This is a genomic window from bacterium (assembly GCA_016703265.1).
Taxonomy (GTDB): Bacteria; Krumholzibacteriota; Krumholzibacteriia; order LZORAL124-64-63; family LZORAL124-64-63; genus CAINDZ01.
In genome coordinates, this window is record JADJCK010000005.1 from 374142 (window position 1) to 392892 (window position 18751).

11 protein-coding genes and 1 pseudogene are annotated in these 18751 nt (G+C 69.9%); 6 read left to right on the forward strand and 6 right to left on the reverse strand.

Annotated elements, in window-relative coordinates; translation table 11 throughout:
* Window positions 1-85 precede the first annotated feature (85 nt).
* From IPG61_11235 to speA, 5 genes and pseudogenes are all read left to right on the forward strand, one after another.
* Window positions 86-3604 (forward strand): PD40 domain-containing protein, encoded by a 3519-nt coding sequence (locus IPG61_11235; GenBank protein MBK6734643.1) that lies wholly within the window; start codon window positions 86-88, stop codon window positions 3602-3604.
* A gap of 11 nt (window positions 3605-3615) precedes the next feature.
* On the forward strand, window positions 3616-4098 hold the full coding sequence (locus IPG61_11240) for a DUF4112 domain-containing protein (GenBank protein MBK6734644.1): 483 nt from the start codon (window positions 3616-3618) through the stop codon (window positions 4096-4098).
* A 189-nt stretch (window positions 4099-4287) separates the two neighbouring features.
* Window positions 4288-5181: a methyltransferase domain-containing protein gene (locus IPG61_11245; protein ID MBK6734645.1), complete on the forward strand. Its 894-nt coding sequence runs from the start codon at window positions 4288-4290 to the stop codon at window positions 5179-5181.
* An 8-nt stretch (window positions 5182-5189) separates the two neighbouring features.
* Window positions 5190-6310 (forward strand): annotated as a pseudogene (locus IPG61_11250) (glycosyltransferase family 4 protein).
* Between the two features lie 186 nt (window positions 6311-6496).
* Window positions 6497-8407: a biosynthetic arginine decarboxylase gene (gene speA, locus IPG61_11255; protein ID MBK6734646.1), complete on the forward strand. Its 1911-nt coding sequence runs from the start codon at window positions 6497-6499 to the stop codon at window positions 8405-8407.
* Window positions 8408-8479: 72 nt separating this feature from the next.
* Here the strand turns inward: speA and IPG61_11260 are convergent, their stop codons facing one another.
* The 3 genes from IPG61_11260 to IPG61_11270 are packed head-to-tail and all read right to left on the reverse strand — an operon-like array spanning window position 8480 to window position 10187.
* The gene (locus tag IPG61_11260) at window positions 8480-9025 is read right to left on the reverse strand and encodes a beta-lactamase family protein (GenBank protein MBK6734647.1); all 546 of its coding nucleotides are present in this window, start codon (window positions 9023-9025) and stop codon (window positions 8480-8482) included.
* Window positions 8995-9639, reverse strand: coding sequence for a beta-lactamase family protein (locus tag IPG61_11265; GenBank protein ID MBK6734648.1), 645 nt, complete (start codon window positions 9637-9639; stop codon window positions 8995-8997). The genes IPG61_11260 and IPG61_11265 overlap by 31 nt, the downstream gene beginning before the upstream one ends.
* A gap of 8 nt (window positions 9640-9647) precedes the next feature.
* On the reverse strand, window positions 9648-10187 hold the full coding sequence (locus IPG61_11270) for a hypothetical protein (protein ID MBK6734649.1): 540 nt from the start codon (window positions 10185-10187) through the stop codon (window positions 9648-9650).
* Window positions 10188-10265: 78 nt separating this feature from the next.
* Between IPG61_11270 and IPG61_11275 the strand changes: the two genes are divergently transcribed.
* Complete coding sequence (locus IPG61_11275; GenBank protein MBK6734650.1) at window positions 10266-12383, forward strand: S9 family peptidase; 2118 nt, start codon at window positions 10266-10268, stop codon at window positions 12381-12383.
* 64 nt (window positions 12384-12447) lie between these two features.
* Here IPG61_11275 and IPG61_11280 read toward each other — a convergent pair whose 3' ends face one another.
* Genes IPG61_11280 through IPG61_11290 form a run of 3 tightly spaced genes read right to left on the reverse strand, consistent with a single transcriptional unit; the run spans window position 12448 to window position 18628 of the window.
* Window positions 12448-14514 carry a transglutaminase domain-containing protein gene (locus IPG61_11280; protein MBK6734651.1) on the reverse strand — a complete coding sequence of 689 codons (2067 nt, stop codon included), beginning with the start codon at window positions 14512-14514 and terminating at the stop codon, window positions 12448-12450.
* Between the two features lie 41 nt (window positions 14515-14555).
* On the reverse strand, window positions 14556-16634 hold the full coding sequence (locus IPG61_11285; protein MBK6734652.1) for a hypothetical protein: 2079 nt from the start codon (window positions 16632-16634) through the stop codon (window positions 14556-14558).
* The gene (locus tag IPG61_11290) at window positions 16634-18628 is read right to left on the reverse strand and encodes a transglutaminase domain-containing protein (protein MBK6734653.1); all 1995 of its coding nucleotides are present in this window, start codon (window positions 18626-18628) and stop codon (window positions 16634-16636) included. The genes IPG61_11285 and IPG61_11290 overlap by 1 nt, the downstream gene beginning before the upstream one ends.
* Window positions 18629-18751 lie beyond the last annotated feature (123 nt).

Below are 18751 nucleotides of genomic sequence, written 5' to 3' on the forward strand. Positions count from 1 at the left end.
CGGCGCGGGTCGCCGGCGACGGTGGCGGTCCGGCGCGCCGGCGATGTATCTTCCCCCGCTCATCCCGTTCCGTTGGAGGCTTTCCATGCGTGCATTGTTCGTCGGTGCGGCCCTGTGCGTGCTGCTCACGGTACCCGCTGCCTACGCTGTCGCGGTCGACCAGGACGTGGCCGCCGACTCGGTCGCCACCTCCGCGAAATGGGACGTCGCCGACCCGCCCACCGACGGCACTGCCGGCGGCTGGGGCTGGAAGGATGTGCCGCTCGACGTCGACACCGGCACCTGGATGTCGGTCGACGTGTCGCCGGACGGACAGACCATCGTCTTCGACCTGCTCGGCGACATCTACACGATGCCGGTGACGGGCTCGACCGATGGCTCGCAGGTCACGTGCCTTGCCGAGGGACTCCAGTGGGACATGCAGCCGCGCTTCAGCCCCGACGGGCAGTGGATCGCCTTCGTCAGCGACCGGACGGGCGAGGGAGGCAGGGGCGGCGACAACATCTGGGTGATGCGCACCGACGGCTCGGAACCGCGCCAGGTGACGAAGGAGAGTTTCCGCCTGGTCACGCAGCCGGTATGGATGCCCGATTCGCAGTACATCGTCGCACGCAAGCACTTCACCTCGCGGCGCAGCCTGGGCGCCGGCGAAATGTGGCTGTACCACGCCAGCGGCAGGACCGACGGCGTGCAGCTCACCGCCAAGCAGAGCGAGCAGAAGGACACCGGCGAGCCCGCCGTGTCGCCTGACGGGCGCTACCTCTACTACAGCCTGGACGCCGCGCCGGGCGGCGGGTTCGAGTACGACAAGGACGGCAACGTCGGCATCTATGCGATCGACCGGCTGGACTTCCGCACCCAGGAAACCGAGCGGCTCATCGCCGGCCCGGGTGGCGCCTGCAGGCCGGTGCCTTCGCCGGACGGGCAGTCGGTTGCGTTCGTGCGCCGGGTACGCCACGTGTCGACGCTGTTCGTGATGGACCTGCGCAGCGGCCGGGCGCGCGCGGTGTATGCGCCGCTCGAGCGCGACAACCAGGAGACCTGGGCCGTTCACGGCGTCTATCCGGCGATGGCCTGGACCCCTGACGGCGGTTCGCTCGTGTTCTGGTCCGGTGGGAAGATCCGGCGCGTGGATGTGGCGACCTCGGTCGCGGAGACGATCCCGTTCCGCGCGACGTCGACGCGGCGCATCGCGAAGGCCGTGCGGTTCCCGGTCGAGGTGGCGCCGGCCACCTTCGACGTGAAGATGATCCAGAACGCGACGGTGTCGCCGCGCGGCGACCGGTTGGTGTTCCAGGCGCTGGGCCACCTCTACACGGCGCCGCTGGCGGACGGTGTCGTCGGCGAGCCCCGGCGGCTGACCTCCGCAACCGACGAGTTCGAGTACTTCCCGGCGTGGTCGCGCGACGGCCGCCTGCTCACGTACGTGGCCTGGAACGACGAGCGCCTGGCCGCCGTGCGGGTCATCGACGCGAAGGGCGGCAAGCCGCGCGCGCTGACGACCGAACCGGGGCACTACCTGAATCCGGCCTTCAGCCCCGATGGGAATCTCGTCGTGTTCGAGAAGACGGGCGGCGGCTACCTGACCAGCCCGCTGTGGGGGCGCGATCCGGGTGTCTACGCGGTGTGGGCCGGCAAGGCCGATCCCAGGGCGCGCTTCGACGGGACGCCGCGGCGCATCGCCGTGCGCGGCGGCACGCCGCAGTTCGGGGCGGGCAATGACCGTGTCTTCCTGACCGTGCGCGACGGCGGCAAGGACAGCGACGGCGTGTCGCTGGTCAGCGTGCCCCTGGCGGGCGCCACGCCCGGCGACGGCGAGCGCACGCACTTCACCAGCGACTGGGCCACCGAGATGCGCGTGAGCCCGGACGGGCGCCGGGTCGCGTTCGCCGAGCGCTACAATGTGTACGTGGCGCCCTTTATCGATGCAGGCAAGCCGCTCGCCGTGGCGCCCAAGGGCACGAACCTGCCCATCGTCAAGCTGAGCCGCGACGCCGGCAATTTCCTGCACTGGTCGGGCGACGGCAGCGCGCTGCACTGGACGCTGGGGCCCGAACTGTCGACGCTGGCCGTCGACGAGGCCCTGGCGGCTTCGACCTTCGGCGGGGCGGCAGCCGACGCCGAGCCGGCAGTCGCGGCGACGACCACCATCCGGATGTCCGCTGCGTCGGACCTGCCGCGGCGCGCCGACGGCGCCGAGAGCGTGATCGCGCTGACGAACGTGAAGATCCTGACCATGGAGAACGTGGGCGGTGCCGACGGCGCCCGTGAAGGGCGCACGCGCGGCGCCGAGGTGATCGAGCGGGGCGTCATCGTCGTGAAGGGCAACCGCATCGCCGCCGTGGGCGCCGAGGGCAGCGTGGCCATTCCGGCCGGCGCCACCGTGATCGACGGCAAGGGCGGCGTTGTGACGCCGGGTCTGGTCGACGCGCACGCGCACGGCGGACAGGGCGAGAACGGCTTCACGCCGCAGGACAACTGGAGCGCACAGGCCAACCTGGCCTTCGGTGTGACCACCGTGCACGACCCGAGCAACGACACCGAGTCCGTGTTCGCGGCCGCAGAACTGGCGAGGACCGGCGCCGTGCTGACGCCGCGCATCTTCTCGACCGGCACCATCCTCTACGGTGCGCAGGGCGCCTACAAGGCGGAGGTCGAGTCGCTCGACGATGCCCTGTTCCACCTGAAGCGCATGAAGGCCGCGGGCGCCTTCAGCGTCAAGAGCTACAACCAGCCGCGCCGCGACCAGCGCCAGATGGTGCTCGAGGCCGCGCGGCGGCTCGGGATGATGGTGGTGCCGGAAGGCGGCGCCCTCTACCAGCACAACATGACGATGGTTGTCGACGGCCATACGACAGTGGAGCACACGCTTCCCATCGCGCGGATCTACGACGACGTGACCGGGATGTGGGGCCGCAGCGACGTGGGCTACACGCCGACCCTGGTGGTGGCCTATGGCGGCCTGGGCGGCGAGAACTACTGGTACGCGAAGACGCAGGTCTGGGCCGACGAGCACCTGATGAAGTTCGTGCCGCGGTACGTGGTGGACCCGCGCTCGCGACGGCCCTTCGACGCGCCGGACGAGGAGTGGAACCACTTCGAGGAAAGCCGGCTGGCGAAGGCCGTGCTCGATGCCAAGCAGGCCGGCATCGTGGCCGAGACCGGGCGTGCCAGCGGGCCCGGGCTGGGAGCGCATGGCCAGATGGCCGGCATCGGCCCGCACTGGGAACTGTGGATGCTGGCGCAGGGCGGCCTGTCGCCGCTCGAGGCACTGCGTGCGGCGACCATCGACGGAGCCTCGCAGCTGGGGCTGGACGGCGACATCGGCTCGCTGCGCGCCGGGAAGCTCGCCGACCTGCTGCTGTTCCGCGACGACCCTTCACAGGACATCCGCAACAGCGGGAGCATCGCCATGGTGATGCTGAATGGTCGCCTGTACGAAGCCGGCACCCTGGCGCAGGTGGCCCCGCTCGCGAAGCCGGGACCGCACTACTTCTTTGAAGACCTGCAGAAGGGTGCCGGAACGCCGCTGGCCGTCGAGGCGATCATGCGCAAGGCGGCCGAGAACGGCGCCACCTGCGCCGGCTGCTGTGACCGGCATTGACGGTGCCGATCGTGACCACTCCGCGGCAGGAAGCCGACCTCCGGCGCTTCCGGCGCCTGGCCGACTTGTTCGACAGTGCCTTCCGCGTGCCCGGGACGCGCTGGCGCTTCGGGCTCGACGCCTTGCTCGGCCTGGTGCCGGTGGCAGGTGACGTCGCCGGCGCCGCCTTCGCGCTCTACGGCGTGTGGACGGCGCGCAGGATCGGGGCGCCCGCGGTCGTCCTGGCGCACATGCTCGTCAACGTCGCCCTGGACCTGCTGGTGGGGTTGGTGCCGGTGGCCGGCGACGTGTCGGATTTCTTCTTCCAGTCGCATGCGCGCAATCGACGCCTGCTCGAGGCCTGGCTGGCCGACCCCCGGCGCGCCACCCGCCGATCGCGCGGCGTGGTGATCGGCGTCCCGCTCGGAGCACTGGTGCTGCTCCTGGCAGCGGTCGCCGCCGCGGTGTGGGCATTCGTGCTGTTCGCGCGCTGGCTGGCCGGGGTCTGGACGTAGGCCAAGGTTCGACGTGGGCCATTGCTCGACGTAGGCCAAGGCTCGACGTAGGCCAAGGCTCGACGTATGCCAAGGCTCGACGAACCCGGGACCGGGAGGTTATCATGCCGGGCACGCACTGCCGGCGACCGCCGGCCGGTCCACCGCTGTCCGACCGGGCTCCAGCGCCCGTCTGGTGAGCACTGCCGCATGGGTCTCTCCGCACTCAAGTCGCGCCTGCCCTGGTGGTCGAAGATCGCCAGCAAGCTGGTGTTGTCGCGCCTGCCCGCGCGCTATCACCTCTGGCAGCGGCTGGACCTGTTCAAGCACGGCAGCATGGAGGATCCCGCCTACGCCTGGGACGTGTTCGCGCACCACTGGGAGCGCAGCGATTTCGTCGGCAAGGGCCAGCCCGGCTTCACCTGCCTGGAGGCGGGGCCCGGCGACACGCTGTCGTCGTGCCTGCTGGCCCACGTGCACGGCGCGGCGACCTGCCACCTGGTCGATGTCGGCCCGTTCGCACGCGCGGACATGGCGCCCTACCGGCAGCTCGAGGCGTGGCTGTCGGAGCGCGGCTCGCCGTTGCCGCCGGCCGCCTGTGACGGCGACCTGGACACCATGCTCCGGACCGTGGGCGGCCGCTACGCCACGCAGGGACTGGCGTCGTTGCGCGCGATCCCCGACGGCAGCGTTCACTTCATCTGGTCGCAGGCGGTGCTCGAGCACGTGCGACTGGGCGAGTTCCTGCCGTTCCAGAAGGAACTGCGGCGCATCCTGCATCCCGGCGGCATCTGCTCGCACACCATCGACCTGAAGGATCACCTGGGCGGCGCCCTCAACAACCTCCGCTTCCGCGAGAAGACGTGGGAAGCGCCGTGGATGTCGGAGTCGGGGTTCTACACCAATCGCATCCGTTTCGGGCAGATGTGCCGCCTGTTCGAGGAGGCCGGGTTCGCGGTCGAGGTGGTGCAGCGGGATACGTGGCCGGCGTTGCCCACGCCGCGGGCGCGGCTGGCCGAACCGTTCCGCGGCCTCGACGAGGCCGAGTTGCTGGTCAAGGGGTTCCAGGTCCTGCTGAGGCCCGCCGCCGGGCCCGGCCGTTGAGGCGATCGATGGCTGCGCCGACCAGGCTGCTGTTCGTGGTGACCGAAGACTGGTACTTCTGTTCGCACCGCCTGACCCTGGGTGGGGCGGCGCGCGAGGCCGGCTATGACGTGGCCGTGGCCACGCGCGTGCGCGATCACGGCGACCAGATCACGGCCCGCGGCCTGCGCCTGCTGCCCTTCCCGATGACCAGGCGCGGCGCCAACCCCTGACCGAGCTGGCGACCCTGGTGCGGCTGGTGCGCCTGTACCGGCGCGAGCGGCCGGACATCGTGCACCATGTCGCGCTGAAGCCGGTGGTGTACGGGTCACTGGCGGCGCGACTGGCCGGCGTGCCGGTCGTCGTCAACGCCGTGGCGGGCACAGGCTGGCTGTTCAATGCGACCGGCGGCGCGCGGCGACTGCTGCGGCCGGTGATGCGGCGCGTGCTGGGCGCCGTCCTGGCGGGTACGCAGGTCATCGTCCAGAATCCCGACGATGCCGAGGTCATGGCCGGCATCGACCTGCAGCACGTGCACCTGATCCGCGGCGCCGGCGTGGATACCCGCGAGTTCGCGCCCCGCGACGAGGCGCCGGGGCCGATCGTGGTGCTGCTCGCCTCGCGCCTGCTCTGGACCAAGGGAGTGGGCGACTTCGCCGTCGCCGCGCGCCTGCTGCGCGAGCGCGGCGTGGCCGTTCGCTGCGTGCTGGTGGGCACGCCCGACCCGGACAACCCGGACTTCGTGCCCGAGGGCGCCATCCGCGCCTGGGAGGCCGAGGGCAGCCTGGAATGGTGGGGCCACCGGGGCAACATGGCCGACGTCTTCGCGGCGGCCCACATCGTCTGCCTGCCGTCGTACTACGGTGAAGGCGTGCCGAAGGCCCTGATCGAGGCGGCAGCCTGCGGCAGGCCGATCGTGACGACCGACATGCCGGGCTGCCGGGAGATCGTGCGCCAGAGGGAGAACGGGCTGCTGGTGCCGCCGCGGGATCCGGCGCGCCTGGCCGACGCGCTGCAGGAACTGGCCGGCGATGCCGACCTGCGCCGGCGCCTCGGCGCCGAGGGGCGCCGGCGGGTCGAGTCCGAGTTCTCCGAGCAGCAGGTCATCGCGGCGACCCTCGCCGTGTACCGGCGGAAGCCGGCGCCCTGAGGACGCCTGCCCCGGTCGGCGAGCCCGCGTGAGGCAGGGGTTTGTCATCGCGGCCCCAAGGCGCTACATTGCGCGGGCCGGCGCCCTTCGGGGGCGCCGTCTTTCCGTAGGGCGCGGGCCGCGGCCGGTCCTGTCTGGGTCTCACTCAAGGCCGGGTTCAATCCCGGCGTGTCGCGGAGGGCCGCCATGCTGCCTGGATCCCCTTGGACCATTGCCAAGAGCGAACACCTGTACGGCTTCGAGTACTGGGGCGCCGGCTATTTCGGCGTCAACGGGCAGGGCAATGCCTGCATCCGGCCCGAAGGCCCGGGCGGCCCCGAGTTCGACCTCAACGAACTGGTCGAAGCGGCGCGCCAGCGCGATATCCGCCTGCCGATCCTCTTCCGCTTCAGCGGCATCCTGCGCCACCGGCTGCGGACGCTGCACAACGCCTTCACGGCGGCGATGGCCGAGTACGATTTCAAGGGCGCCTACCGTCCCGTCTATCCCATCAAGGTGAACCAGCAGCGCCACGTGGTGACGGAGCTGATCCGCGCCGGTCGCGACCTGAGCCTGGGCCTCGAGGTGGGCAGCAAGCCCGAGCTGGTGGCGGCGCTGGCGCTGCCCGACAACCAGAACGCGCTCCTGATCTGCAACGGCTACAAGGACCGCCAGTACCTGGAACTGGCGATGATGGCGCAGCGCGTCGGTCGCGAGGTCATCGTCGTCATCGAGAAGCCCTCCGAGGTGGACCTGCTGCTGGACATCAGCCGCGAGCAGAAGCTGGAGCCGAACATCGGCTTCCGGCTGCGGCTGGCCGGTCGCGGCGCCGGGCGCTGGGAGCGCAGCGGCGGAGAGCGCGCCAAGTTCGGCCTGAACGTGGCGGAGATCGTGGCGGCCATCAAGCTGCTGACCGAGCACGGCAAGCAGGACTGGGTGCGCCTGGTGCATTTCCACAACGGCAGCCAGTTGACGAACATCTCTTCGCTGAAGCAGGCGGTGCGCGAGGCGGCTCAGGTGTACGTGCAGGTGGCGCGGTTCTGCCCGAAGATCCGCTATTTCGACGCAGGCGGCGGCCTGGCCGTGGACTATGACGGCTCCAAGACGGCATTCGAGTCGTCGATGAACTACACGGTCGAGGAATACGCCCGCGACGTGGTGTGGATCCTCAAGGACGCCTGCGACAACGCCGGCGTGGAGCACCCCATGGTGGTGACCGAGTGCGGTCGCGCGATGGTGGCGTACGCTTCGGTGCTCGTGACCGAGGTGCTCAGCCTGGCCAACACCTTCACGACCACGGTCGACGTGACCGAGGTGCCGAAGCAGACCGAGGAGGACACCGTCCTCAACATGGCGCTGATGCTGCAGTCGTTGACGTCCAAGAACTGCCAGGAAACGCTGCACGATGCAGTCGAGCTGCGCCAGACAATGCTGCAGCAGTTCAGCCTTGGGCAGATGTCCATCGAGGACCGCGCCCTGGGCGACCAGTGCTACTGGGCGCTGCTGAATGCGATCAACGCGGCCACCCAGGAACTGCACTACGTGCCCGAGGACCTGCGCCGCCTGCCGGCCCTGCTGACGGACACCTACTTCTGCAACCTGTCCATCTTCCAGTCCATGCCGGACAGCTGGGCCATCGACCAGATCTTCCCGATCACGCCGATCTCGCGCATGGCCGAGGAGCCCAGGCGGCGCGTCGTTCTGGCCGACATCACCTGTGATTCGGACGGCAAGGTCGAGCGCTTCGCCGACCTGCGCGACATCAAGCACTACCTGCCGGCGCACGAGTTGAAGCAGGGCGAACGCTACTGCTTCGCGGTGTTCCTGGTCGGCGCCTACCAGGAGATCCTGGGCGACCTGCACAACCTGTTCGGCGACACGAACGCCGTGCATGTCGACGTCTCGCCCGACGGCCGCATGGTCTTCGCCAACGTGCTGCGCGGCGACACGGTGGGACAGGTGCTGCGCTATGTGGCGTACGAGAAGGCCGACCTGATGGAACGCTGGCGGCACGCACTGGAGGCCGCGGTGCATGCGGGGCGCATCACCGCGCCCGAGTCGGCGGTGCTGCAGCGGCAGTACGACGAGGTGTTCGGGGACTACACGTACCTTCAGTAGCCGGTACGTGCGCAGAGGCGTCCCGGGAACCGGGGCGGTCTCCGCGGAGTTGAACCGGGACGGCGGGCGACTTCAGTCGCCCGCCGTTTCTGTTGTAGCCGGCATCGCGGCAGCCAGGCAGGCGGCAAGCCGCGCCGCAAGGATGCGCCCGTTGGCGGCGTCGTGGCTGAGGATGCTGCCGGCCACCGTGGCGTCGAGCGACGGCAGGTGGAAGGCGAACGTGTTCCAGAAGCCCTGGTGGCCGAAGCCCAGGTGTCCGTCCAGGTCGGTCACCATCAGCCCCAGTCGGTAGGGGGCCGTGCCGGCGCCGGTCATCGCGGCCAGCGATGCCTCCCGCCCCAGCACGTCCCCTTCGAGCAGCGCCCGCATGAACCGGCCCAGGTCGCGGACGTCGGTCACCAGGCCGCCGCCGCCGTAGAGGTCGAAACTCGGGTCCCAGGCGGTCACGTCGTGCGTGTCGATGTACTGGTGGGCGCGCGGGCCGGCGCCGGCAGGCACGGGTTCGGCGTTCTCCCACCAGGTGGCGCCCAGGCCCAGGCGAGCGAACCCCAGCTGCTCGCGCACTGCTGCCGCCAGGGGCTTCCCGGTCAACCGCTCGACGATGCCTCCCAGCAGCACGTAGCCGGTGTCGGAGTAGCGGTACGGCGCGGGGCCGGACCGATCGGGTCGAACAGTGCGGCGCAGCGCTGCACCTGCTCTTCGCGCGTCCAGGCGTGTGCAGGGTCGGCAATGATCGCCTCACCGTAGCGATCGTCCCCCGAGTGGTCGGCAAGCCCGGCGGTGTGGCTCAACACCTGGCGCACCGTCATCGCCCCGAGCGCGTAGCCGTCGGCCGCCAGCACGGTCGCCAGGTCCGGCGGCAGCAGGTCCGCGAGCGGTGCCTCGAGCGCAAGCCGGCCCTCCTCGGCCAGGCGCAGGACGGTCGCTGCCACATAGGTCTTGGTGTTGCTGGCGATGCGGAAGGTATGGGCCGGTGTCAGCGGGCGGGTGTCGTTGCGGGCAACCGTCCCTGCCGCGCCGGACCACTCCAGGTCCAGCGGCGGGCACAGCACCCAGGCGGTGAGTCCCGGCGCCTGGGGGTTCTCGGCCAGGAAAGCATCGAGGACGCGCTGCAGCGCGGCGGTGGTCCCGGCTGGCGGCCCTGCGACAGCGCGAGCAGGCAATCCGGCAATGCAGGCCACAAACAGGGGGATTGCGGCCAGGAGAGCGCGACGCAGGCGACGGGTCGGCATACGGCACCTCACAGGGAATCGCGCAGCGCCTTCAGCAGCGTGCGCACGCTCTCGATGGTGTAGGGATCGTCGGGGGCAGGCGGGCGGCCGTTCGCCTCGAAGCGGGGACGCTCATCGTAGTCGCGCCCCCAGCGGGCGTCGACCTCGCGGACCAGGTCGGCCAGCGACGTGGGACTGGCCAGGGCACGGTCGAGCAGTTCAGCCAGCGCCGCAGCGGGGGCGCCGCGGTGCCGGTCCTGCAGGTTGGGGTCATCTTCCAGGCGAGCCCCCAGGACGCGGACCAGGGATCCCTCGGAGTCGGGCAGGCGGGCCGCGAGCAGGGCCGTGACGGCCAGGACCAGCTGGCGTGCGGCAGGCACCGGCGAGGCGCCCTTGAGGTTGCCGGCGCCGGCGCGGGCGATGGCCGTCGCCAGGTCGAAGGCGCGGTGGCGGAGGGCATCGCGCTCGGCGTCTTGTTGCCCGGCGTCTTGTCGCCCGGCGTCGTCCGCCCGGGGCTCGACCGGGGAGTGGTTCCCCGCCTTGTCGCGCTCTTGATTGTCGTCGCTCATGAGTCCACAATACACGCCGTGCCGTCGAAAGGAAACCGCGACCGCCCTGCCGGCCGCGCCTTCCCGAAAGGAACCCCCATGGCCAAGCGTGCAGCTTTCCGGCTCCTGCCGCTGCTGCTGGTGACGTTCGCCGCCGGCGCCCTGGCGCAGGCGCCGACACCTCCGGTGGCGCGGACCGTTCCACACGAGATGACCATCCACGGTCATACGCGCAGCGACGAGTACTACTGGCTGCGGCAGCGCGAGAACCCGGAGGTGATCGCGTACCTCGAGGCCGAGAACGCCTACTCCGAGGCGATGCTGGCGGGCTCGGCCGCGTTGCGCGACACGCTGCTGGCCGAGATGAAGGGACGCATCAAGAAGGACGATTCGACGGCTCCGTACGAACTGAACGGCTACTGGTATTATCTCCGCTTCGTCGAGGGTGGCGAGTATCCGCTGTGGTGCCGCCGGCCGGGCGGCCCTGAAGGGCCCGAGCAGGTCATGTTCGACGGCAACGCCATGGCCGTCGGCGCCGGCTACTTCTCCCTGGCGAACGTCGAGGTCAGTCCCGACGGTCGCCTGGCCGTTTTCGCCGTCGACACGGTGGGACGTCGTTTCTACACGCTGCGCGTGAAGGACCTCGAGACGGGTCGCCTGCTGGACGACATCATTCCCGACGTGACCGGCGGCGCCACCTGGGCCCTGGACAACCGGACGCTCTTCTACTCGAAGCAGGACCCGGAAACGCTGCGATCATGGCAGGTGTGGCGCCACGTGCTGGGCACGCCCATGGCGGCCGATGTGCTGGTCTACCAGGAGGACGACGTCACGTTCGAGTGCGATGTCATGCGCTCGAAGTCGGACCGCTACCTGATGATCTCCAGTTCGCAGACCCTCAGTGACGAGTGGCGCGTGCTCGAGGCGGACAATCCGACCGGCACGTTTCGCCTCTTCCAGCCCCGGCGGCGCGACCTGGAGTACTCGATCGAGCACCAGGGCGACCGCTTCCTGGTGCGCACGAACCTCGGCGCGGAGAATTTCCGCCTGATGGAATGCCCGCTCGATCGCACCGGCCAGGACGCCTGGCGGGACGTGATCCCCGCACGCCAGGAGGTCCTGCTGGAGGACTTTGAGGTCTTCACGAATTGGCTGGTCGTGGCTGAGCGCTACGATGGATTGACTCACGTGCGCGTCATCCCGACGGGCGGCGGGCCCGACCACACGCTGGCCTTCGCGGACCCGACCTGGGCCGTGGGCACCGAGGCGAATCCGGAGATGGACACGGACGTGCTGCGCTACATGTACACGTCGCCGACCACGCCGCCCACCGTGTACGCCTTCGACATGCGCAGCCATACGCAGGAACTGCTGAAGCGGCAGGAGGTCCTCGGCGGCTTCGATCCTGCTGACTACACGGCGGAATACCTGCGCGTACCCGCCCGCGACGGCACCCTGGTGCCCGTTTCGCTCGTGCGGCGGAAGGACACGCCGCTCGACGGCTCGGCGCCGTTGCTGCTCTACGGTTACGGCTCGTACGGCTACAGCCAGAGCGCGCGATTCAACGCGAGCGCGCTCTCCCTGCTCGACCGCGGCTTCGTCTACGCCATCGCCCATGTGCGGGGCGGACAGGAAATGGGGCGTCGCTGGTACGAGGACGGCAAGCTGCTGAGGAAGATGAATACCTTCACCGACTTCATCGACTGCGGGCAAGCCCTGGTCGAGCGGAAGTATACATCCCGCGACCGGCTGTTCGCGATGGGTGGCTCGGCCGGGGGCCTGCTGGTGGGTGCGGTGGTCAACCTGGCGCCCGATCTGTGGCGCGGCGCCGTCGCGCAGGTGCCGTTCGTCGATGTGGTCACGACGATGCTGGACGAGTCCATCCCGTTGACGACCGGCGAGTACGACGAATGGGGCAATCCCAACGACAAGGCGTACTACGACTACATGCTCGCGTATTCGCCGTACGACCAGGTGCAGGCAAAGGCCTACCCGGCCCTGCTGGTGGGTACCGGTCTGCACGACAGCCAGGTGCAGTACTGGGAGCCGGCGAAGTGGGTGGCCCGGCTGCGCGCGATGAAGACCGACAGGAACCCGCTGCTGCTGAGGACGAACATGGACGCCGGGCACGGCGGACGGTCGGGGCGGTTCCGGGCGCTGGAGGAAAAGGCGGTGGAGTTCGCGTTCATCCTGGGGCTGGTGCCTGCAGGGCGCTAGCACGGGCAACGGCGTGGTGTTGCGGGCCGGGGCGGCAGTGCGCCCCGGCCCGCCTGTGTCCCGTTCAGCGCGAGGCGGCTGCCGTCGTCCTGACCAGAAGGAGCGGTGCCAGTTCGTAGTCGCGGACCCGGGCAACCGCGGCCTCCAGTTCCGCCAGCCCGGATGTCGGCGTGATGCCGCGCCGGAATTCGACCTCGCGCAGCACCAGCAGCGCGCCGTCGATGACGCCAACCCGCTCCCGCGCCCGGAAGCGCGGATTGTTGACGACGAGCTCCGGCGGCACGGCGGCCAGTCTCCAGCCTGCGGGGAGCAGCAGGCGCCAGGTGCGGGTCATGGTGCGCGTCGCGGTGATGTGGAAGAGGCCCGCGCCGGGGCCGTCCCAGTCCGCCAGGAACGGGGCGCCGAAGACGGCTTCCCCTGGCACCAGCCAGGTGTCGCCTGCCGGTTCGCCGAGGTCGCATCGCAGGCTGCCGGCTATCGCCTCCCGGCCGGCCCCGGGCATCGCGCCCAGCGGTTCGGCAGCCGGGAATGCCGATGTGCAGTACTGGTGGAATCGCAGCTGCACGTCATCAAGGGCGGCTTCGCCCTCCGGGTAGCCTCTGCCGCTGATCCTGACCTCGATCGCCAGCGTGTCACTTCCCGCCTTCCCGGTGACGGTTTCGCGGACAGCGCCCGTCAGGAGCGCCGCGTTGCCCGGCAGGTTGAACATGGTCTGCCACGGCAGCCGCGAGACGCGGTCCTGGTAGACGGCAATAAGCCTGCCGACGTTCGTGTCGACCGAGGAGAAGACTTCCTCGACCACGGCGCGTGATTTCGCCTCGAGGTCCGGCGCCAGCACCAGCGCGGTGGCGCCGAGCAGGTCGTCGGGCAGCGTCCCCGGCCGGCAGTCGGGGCGACCAGGCACGCAGTAGCTGCCCGGCGCCGCGAGGTCCTCGACGATGAGGTCGCTGAACTGCTGGAGGCTGGGGTTGCCGTTGTCGATGGGACCCAGATCCAGGCTGCGGGCGAACACCGCGCGCACGTCGAGGCCGGCAGCCTGGGCCATGGCGTGGAGCAGCACGCCCGCCTCGAACGAGCTGGCGGTCCGCGAGGCAAAGACCTCGTGAGCCGGCCGGTCCTCGGCACGCATTTCGTCCCCGGACACGGCGACGATCTCCCGCTGGACGAATTCGTGGAGGGCATGCAGCCGTTCCGTGGGCGATTCCCCCTTCGCGACCAGTTCCAGCGCCTTCGCGGTGAGTGCCTTGTCGCCCTGCGTCAGGTCAGCCAGCTGGCTTTCGAACCAGACGGCAGCCTCGCTCCACGAAGCGAGGAAGAGCCAACTGCCGATGGAAGTATCGAGCAGGCCGCGCCAGGTGATGTCGATGGTGGGGGCGACGGACCACACCGGCGGCGCATAGGGCCCGTCCGTCATCGGCGTGATATCGCGGATCTCGGCCAGGATGCTGGTCTCGGTGCCGTTGCGCCGCTCGAGGACATCGACGTCGAAGGACCCGGGCACCAGATTGCGCCCGAGGATCCGATAGGCGACATAGCCGTCGGAAAGGAGGCGCACGCGCGTCAGCTTCACGGGGAACCGCTCCGGCAGCGCCATGGTCAGCCCTGGATGGACGCGGTTCTCGCCCCGGCGGATCGACCAGCCGACCACATCGCCGTCGCGCACGTCGGGAATGGCCAGGATCACCTCGGTGGGGCGCTCGGCGCCGCCCTTGATGATGGTGATCATCTCACGGGGACAGCGGGTCACCCTGCCGTCACGGATGACCCAGGCAGTCGCCTGCTCGATGCGGCTGCGCGCGGGGAAGCGGAAATGTCGCGTTGCCAGGCCGCTGTTCTCGGCGTCCGCAACGCGATACACGGCGTTCTCGGTGATGTGGTGCCGGTTGCGCTCGAACTCGAGGGTGCGCTCGCGGACCAGGCACACGGCGTCCGCGATGAGCATCTGTTCCGCAACGCCGGGTGCGTCGAGGGCGTCGAGCCCGCCGACGAGGGCGAGCAGTTCCTCGTCGCTGGAGTTGCCCAGGAGCCAGTCCTTGTCGGCCGCCTTCGCCTCGGCGATACCCAGGCAGGCGACTACCGGCAGGAGCCTCAGCATCCACGCGCAGCGACCGCGGCTTTGATTCGGTCTCATGTCGATTCGCACCTTCATGGTTCGCGGATTCCCGCAGCCGGTCAACCGCCGGACGCGTTGCGGATCAGGAGCAGGGGCGTCTGTTCGAACTCGCGCAGCGCCTTGACGGCCTGATCAAGGGGTAGTCGCGCATCGCGCAGTGTGATCCCACGCCGCCATTGCCATTCGCGGACGATCACCAGTTCCCGGTCGATGACGGCAACCTGCGCGGACAGGGCCAGGCGGGGGTTCGTCACCGACACCGGTCGCGGTGCCGACGCCAGCGTCCAGCCCTCGGGAAGGGACATGCGCCAGACACGGCGGGAATTCCTGGTCGCCGGGCAGTAGAGCTGGTCGGGCAGCGGTTCCTGCCATTCGGGCAGGAACGCGCTTCCGTAGACGAAGGCGGCCGGAAGCGACCAGGTGTCGCCCTCAGCCTGTGGCGCCGGGCTCATCAGGTGACCCCGCAAGGTGTCGGTCCCCGCGTTCGCGACCGACTCCCGGCAGGTGCTGCCGGGAAAGCGCCATTCGGCATAGCGCGCCAGCCCGTCGGCTAAAGTGACGGCGCCCGGCGACAGGTCCAGGCGGTCGGCGTGCCCGGTGGCTGCCAGTTCGATGACCAGGGTGTCGGTGCCCGCGGCCCAGGTGATCGTCTCGCGCACGGAGCCCTGGACCGCATTGGGATTGCCGGGCAGCGTGAACATCGTGTGCCAACGGGCGGCCTCCATGCGTTCGCGGTACTCCTCGAAGTAGCGCTCGAAGGACTCGGAGCGACCGGCCTCCCAGGCGGCGTTGTCGAGCGCTTCCTCCTTCTTGTCGAGGTTAGGTTCGATGCACATCGCCCGCGCGCCCATCAGGTCGTAGGGCAGTTCGCCGATCGCTCCCGGCGAGCCGGCCACTGCGAAATAGGTGCCCGGATGGTCGAGCGATTCCACCACGATGTCCGTGAACTGCATGAGGGCGCGCAGGTCCTCGTCGAACGGACCTGCTTCGAGGCTGCGCGCGAGGACCGGGCGCACATTCAGGCGAAGCTCGGCGGCGAGTGCGTACAGCAGCGCGCCGGCCTCGAGTCGAGTCGCGTTGCGTGTGCGCAGCACCTCGGCGGCCGAACGGTCGCTGTCGCGCGCCTCCCAGGGCTCGATGAGCACGATCTTATCGCGCACGAACGCCCGCAGCGCCTCAAGGCGCTCCAGCGGACCGGTCCTGCCGTCGGTCACGCGCACGGCCACTTTCCGTACTTCCAGGTCGGAAGCGAACATCGACTTGAACCAGGCATCGACCCACAGTGCCAGCGTGTTCCAGTTCTCGATCGTCAGCCAGCGTCCCCGGTACTTGTTGAAGGTACCCGACCAGCTGACCTGGACCGCGGGCACGACAGCCAGCGGCGGCGCGGCGAGAGGACCCGGATCGAGGCGTCCGACATCGTGCATGGTCCACCGCACGATTTTCTCGACGCCCTTGTCCCGCTTGAGTATCTCGCAGGACCAGGCGTCCCGTCGCAGGTTGCAGCCGAAGGTCCTGTAGGCGATGAGGCCGTCGGTGACGACCAGGATGCTGGCGAAGCGGACCGGCACCACGTCGGCGACGACCAGGTTTCCGCCGAAGTACGTCGTGGGCCGGCTGTACCGGATCGACCACCCGACGACGTCGCCGGGCCGTACGTCGTGCACGGCGATCACGATCTCGGTGGGAACGTTGTCGTTGCCGGGCACGATCGTGGCGGTGTCGGCGGCATGGCGAATCACGGCACCGTCGCGCAGCGTCCAGGTGACGGCGGCTTCCACCTTCGTGGTCGACGACAACTGGATGCGGCGCGACGCCGCCGGGCTCGCTTCCGGTTCGTCGACGCGGTAGACCATGTTCTCGGTGATCGTATGCGAACTGATCCGCAGCTGGAGGATGCGCTCGAAGCCGAGGCAGGTCGTGCCGTGCCCGCCGGCATCGACGTCGGGGGCCGGCTCCGCTTCCAGCCTGGCCACATGGGCGATGATGGCGGCGTCGCTGCGTTTCGGCAGGAAGGGGTTCTCTCCATCCTTGCCCGCCCGCGCTGACGTACCGGCCAGGATCGCCGCCAACATGGTCACGGTGAAGGCGGCACGGATGGTGCCATTCGGGTGCGGGCGGCGGTGGCAAGGGGCCATTACGGAACCTTCCTCTTCAGTTGCAGCGGTGAGCGCTCGCGGGCAGCGGCTTCGGCCAGGGCCTGATCGAGCAGGACCGCCTGCGCCGGCGACAGGGTCGAGTCGCCCCAGTCGAGGCGGCGTTCCAGCATCAGGTGACGCCCGTCCTGTCGGACGGTGCGTTCCCAGACCAGCCCCGGCGCCGTCCGCGAGAAGCTGTCGGGCGCCGCCAGGTGCCAGCCGTCAGGCAGTTCCAGCCGCCATGTCTCGAGGCGATCGGGGTGGCGCCGCGGATCGACCGGTTCGCGGTCGCCGCCCCGGGCCAGTTCAGGTACGCAGGCGATCTCGGCGGCAAGGAACAGGCGGTTCGCGTCGCCGGGAAGCGGCTGGCCGGCCTGGAACGCGCGGCTCCAGGTCAGCGGCGGCGCGTTCGAGTCCGCTGCCGCCGCAGGCAGGGCCGATGCGCGCAACGGCGGCGCCAGCAGCAGTTCCCGCGACTGCGCGTCGCGGCTGCGCGCGTCCCTGGCGTCGTCCAGGTAGAGTGCGAGCAGCGCGCCGCCCGGACCTTCGGCCGTGAGCGTCACCGTCCCCTGCAGGCGCAGCGCCGGATCGATGGCACCGCTGACTTCGACGCGTCGCAGTCCCGGGTCCCACGCCGCGCGCGGGATGCGGCACAGTCCCTCGAAACCGGGACGCGTCAGCATGACGGGCTGGAGTCCGTCGACGGGCGCCAGGACGCCGGCCGGAAAATCCTCGAGCGTGGGATCGATCCAGCAGCCGCCCTGGCCGTCATTTGCCCAGGCGATGAAATGGTTGAACTGCGTGAGGTTGGGCTGGCCTGCGGCCAGTTCCCGGTCCTCGTCAGCCAGCACGAGCACCGGCCAGGCCTCAAGGTCGACGGCCCGGCACAGGGCGATGAAATACGACGACAGGCCCTTGCAGTCGCCGAAGCCGGCCTGCTGCGTGGCCTCCGGCAGCGCGGGGATGATGCCGCCGCGGCCGTTGAACAGGCCCAGGTAGCGCGTGGTCGCCTGTACATGTTCGTAGAGGGCGGCGATGCGTTCGGCAGGCGTCTCCAGTCCCTCCACGACGGACCGGGCCGTGGTTGCCACTGCCGGCGTCGGTTCGAGCAGGGGCATGATGTGTTCCCGATACGCGGCCGCGGCGCCGGCCCAGGTGTCGGCGCCGACGAAGGCCACTGCCGTCCTCATGGCGTCGGTCACGGCCAGGTGGGGCACCAGGGTCAAGGTTCCGCCCTTGCGCCGGGCGAGCACCAGGTCGGCCGTGCGCTCGTCGCGCGCCGTCCAGGTCAGGTGTTGGCGGCCGCCGGCTGACGTCCGCCTCTCGTGTATGCAGGCCGCCAGGCTGTCCGGGCCGACATAGGCGTAGCCGAGATGCTGGTCCACCGGGGCCTGCAGGCTGATCGTGGTGAGGACGGGCCCGTTGCCTTCGTGGACCAGGTCGTTGATGGGCAGGCCGTGAAACCGCGTCCACTCCCAGCGCCAGGTCACGCGCAGCCGATCGCCGATCCTCAGCCCGGGAATCACCGCCATGTAGTCGGTGACGTCGAGACGCATCACGCCGGCGCCGGCGTCCATCTGCCCGCGCCAGCCGAGCTCCGAGTCCGCAACGGTGCGGACCTTGCCTGTGGCCGGCGACCAGATCTCGATGTAGACGCCGCGGCAGCGGCTCTGTGGGCCCTCCGACTTCCCGATGCGGGCGCTCTCGGCCAGTGATTTCGAGTCGCGCAGCCAGAAGTCGACGCCGTACGTCAACGTGCCGTGGATACCGTCGGATTTCGGGTCATAGCGCAGGTCCGCTTCCTGCCAGTGCTCGAGCCAGTTGCCGTCCCGGCCGCACAGCGCGGTGAGGCTGTCGGCGGGGAGCGTGAGCGGAAACGCCCACGCATGAACGGGCGTTGTGGCGGCGTGCGTCGTCGTCGAGGCGCCTCCGGCCAGGAGCGCGGTGAGAAGTGCCGGCAGCAGGCGGGACCGGTGGCAGCGTACGGTGGACATCCGGGACATATCACTTTCGCGGAAGGTGTACAATCCGAAGCGCCGCGGCACCATCCCGATCTATAAGCGCGAAATGTCGCGCGATCCGGCAAGCCGATGACCACGACCGTCGGCGCGGCCCTC

Coding starts and splice junctions, on each gene's coding strand:
- IPG61_11235 (MBK6734643.1), top strand. CDS start 86: ATGCGTGCATTGTTCGTCGGTGCGGCCCTGTGCGTGCTGCTCACGGTA.
- IPG61_11245 (MBK6734645.1), top strand. CDS start 4,288: ATGGGTCTCTCCGCACTCAAGTCGCGCCTGCCCTGGTGGTCGAAGATC.
- speA (MBK6734646.1), top strand. CDS start 6,497: ATGCTGCCTGGATCCCCTTGGACCATTGCCAAGAGCGAACACCTGTAC.
- IPG61_11265 (MBK6734648.1), bottom strand. CDS start 9,639: ATGCCGACCCGTCGCCTGCGTCGCGCTCTCCTGGCCGCAATCCCCCTG.
- IPG61_11270 (MBK6734649.1), bottom strand. CDS start 10,187: ATGAGCGACGACAATCAAGAGCGCGACAAGGCGGGGAACCACTCCCCG.
- IPG61_11275 (MBK6734650.1), top strand. CDS start 10,266: ATGGCCAAGCGTGCAGCTTTCCGGCTCCTGCCGCTGCTGCTGGTGACG.
- IPG61_11280 (MBK6734651.1), bottom strand. CDS start 14,514: ATGAGACCGAATCAAAGCCGCGGTCGCTGCGCGTGGATGCTGAGGCTC.
- IPG61_11285 (MBK6734652.1), bottom strand. CDS start 16,634: ATGGCCCCTTGCCACCGCCGCCCGCACCCGAATGGCACCATCCGTGCC.
- IPG61_11290 (MBK6734653.1), bottom strand. CDS start 18,628: ATGTCCACCGTACGCTGCCACCGGTCCCGCCTGCTGCCGGCACTTCTC.